Origin of the sequence: Stenotrophomonas pictorum JCM 9942 (assembly GCF_001310775.1) — a bacterium.
In the GTDB taxonomy this organism is placed as follows: domain Bacteria; phylum Pseudomonadota; class Gammaproteobacteria; order Xanthomonadales; family Xanthomonadaceae; genus Stenotrophomonas; species Stenotrophomonas pictorum.
The window spans coordinates 1-2,457 of record NZ_BAZI01000389.1; the positions used below are offsets into that span (position 1 = coordinate 1).

Consider the following 2,457-nt stretch of genomic DNA (forward strand, 5'->3'; position numbering starts at 1 on the left):
GGCGCGACCACCGCCGCGGCGGAAGCCCCGGCAGCACGGCGCACGCATCCGCCTGCCAGCAGTTCGCCCAGCACCACCCCCAGACTGAACACATCGCAGGCGACACCCACGTTCTGGTTGGACTGCAACTCCGGGGCCGCGTAGGCCGCGGTGAAGAACGGCTCGCGCACGCCGCGCTCTTCGCCCTCCAGCAGCCGCGACACGCCAAAATCCAGCAGCACCGGCTCGCCATCGGCGCGCACCAGGATGTTGGAGGGCTTCAGGTCGCAGTGCAGCACCAGCTGCGCATGCGCCGCCTGCACCGCGCCGCAGACCTTCAGGAACAGAGCCAGGCGCTGGGGAATATCCAGGGCCTGGCGGCGGCAGTACTGATCCAGCGATTCGCCACGGACGTACTCCATGACCAGATAGGGATTGCCCGCCGGCGTGCTGCCACCGTCATACAGCCGCGCGATGTTGGGATGCTGCAATCCGGCCAGAATGCGCCGTTCCGCGGCCAGCCGCTCGGCCACCCGGGGTCCGGGTTGACCGAGCAGGAACTTGATCGCCACCTGCTGCGCGTACAGGCCATCGGCACGCTCGGCGCGGAACACCACGCCCATGCCCCCACTGGCCAACCGCTCACACAGACGCCACGGTCCGATCCGTTCACCCTCATTCAATTCCGACACTGCCGCGGCGGTCAGCAACTGTTCCATCGGCGCGCGTGCGCGGCCCAGATCGCAGGTCTGTGCCTCCAGCAGCCCCAGGGTTTCCGCGATGACCTGCGGATCGGCGCTCAACCGCGCCAGCTCGGTCCGCCATTGCGACGGATCCAGCGCGCACACCGAGTCGAAAAGCTCCCGCACCTGCTGCCAACTGTCCCGATCCACCCGCATCCCCTGTGCCTGCAGGGCGCCGCTTTGGCATCCCGCTTTCCGGGTGCCGATGATAGCGGGCCGGCTGGCCCAGGCCTCAGGTCTTGCGCGACAGATCAGCCGGTTTCGAGGCGACGTCCAGCGGCCCGTCTGCAGTCAGCTGCGCTCTTACGTTCGTCGCCGCGGCGTCCATTGCGCGTTCGTGCTGCAACGGATCCACATCCATCGGCGTGCGGAACACCAGCGATGGCAGCAGTGTGGTCACCGCCGCGTAGAACAGCAGCGCGCCATACAGCACCGGCGAGACATCGAAACGCTCGCGCATGATCCCGGCCAGCACCAGGGTGAAGATCAACGTCGGCGACAGCGCCAGTGCCACCCGCAGGCTCGAACGCAGCTCTCGCCGAAGATCAGCCGGCGCTGCAGGCTCACCACCGCGATGCGCAGCGGCAGCACCACCAGGGTGATGACCACTCCCAGTCCCAGCGCTTCGAAACTGAGCGCGTCGCCGGGCACATGGGTGCCGGAATTGAAGAAGTAGAACGGTACGAAGAACGAGGAGAACAGGCGCAACGCGTGCAGGTTCTCGTGCGAGGCCAGCGACGGCATCCGCTGTTGCAGCAGGCGTGCCACCAGCCCGGCAATGAACGCGCCGACCAGGTAGTACACCCCCAGCCAGTAGGTGATGTAGGCCGCGAGCATGCCCACCATCACCAGCAACGAGAACTCCGAGCCCGGCGCGTGCGGCGCCACCCAGCGGCCGAGGCCGACGAACAGCAGCGGCAGCCCGACCATCATCGCCACCAGCGCCAGGCTGGAGAGCCCCAGGTGCACCGGATCATCGGCCTGCATCACCACGAACATCGCTGCCAGCGCCAGCAGCTCGCCGGCGATGGCCTTGCTGGTCACCCAGAACCGCTCCTCGTCACCAAGCCCGAGCTGCGACAGGGAATCCATGATGAAGCCGGTCGACGGCGTCAGCAGCGCCAACGCCAGCAGCCCCGCGGCCTGCCACGACAGGCCGGCGTAGCGCCATGCCAGCCAGGCCACCCCGACCAGCGAGGCACTGCGGATCAGCAGGTGCGCCAGCAGCGGCCACAGGCCCTTGCGCAGGCTGGCGATATCCACCTCCAGCCCGGCGAACAGGAACAACGAGGAGATTCCCAGTATCGACAGCAGGCTCACCACCGGATCGTGGGCACCATCGTCCAGCCACAGCACCGCGCCGATACCGAACGCCAGGCAGGTCAGCGGGGCGGGAATGCTGAAGCGCTGGATCGCGCGCGGGATCACCAGCAACGCGAAGATCAGCAACAGGTAGATGACATCTTTGTTCATGAGCCCGGCATCCTTGATGGACAACTGACAACGCGGGCGCCGGAACAGACCGGCTGTCAGTGCAACCAGGCCCCCGCAAGCTCCCCCACGCGGCGAAGAATCCCATTGCGACCGTCATCATCCAGTGCAGACCCCTGCAGGAAACTGGCCAGCAGCCACGGACTGCCGCCGGCCTCGGGCCACAGCACGGCGATGTCGTTGGTGGCGTCACTCCCGTTGCTGCCGGTCTTGTCGCCCACCCGCCAACCGCGCGGCAGGCCGG

General features: G+C 67.5%; 1 protein-coding gene and 2 pseudogenes. All 3 read right to left on the minus strand.

Translation table 11 applies throughout. The features are described 5' to 3' along the window. Nucleotides 1-872, minus strand: an 872-nt coding sequence (locus JCM9942_RS14115) for a serine/threonine-protein kinase (protein ID WP_172675128.1), incomplete at its 3' end; no start/stop codon positions are given. An 82-nt stretch (nucleotides 873-954) separates the two neighbouring features. After that, nucleotides 955-2,195, minus strand: a pseudogene (locus tag JCM9942_RS14120) (cation:proton antiporter). Between the two features lie 56 nt (nucleotides 2,196-2,251). Next, nucleotides 2,252-2,457: pseudogene (locus JCM9942_RS14125) on the minus strand (class A beta-lactamase); the annotation flags it as partial.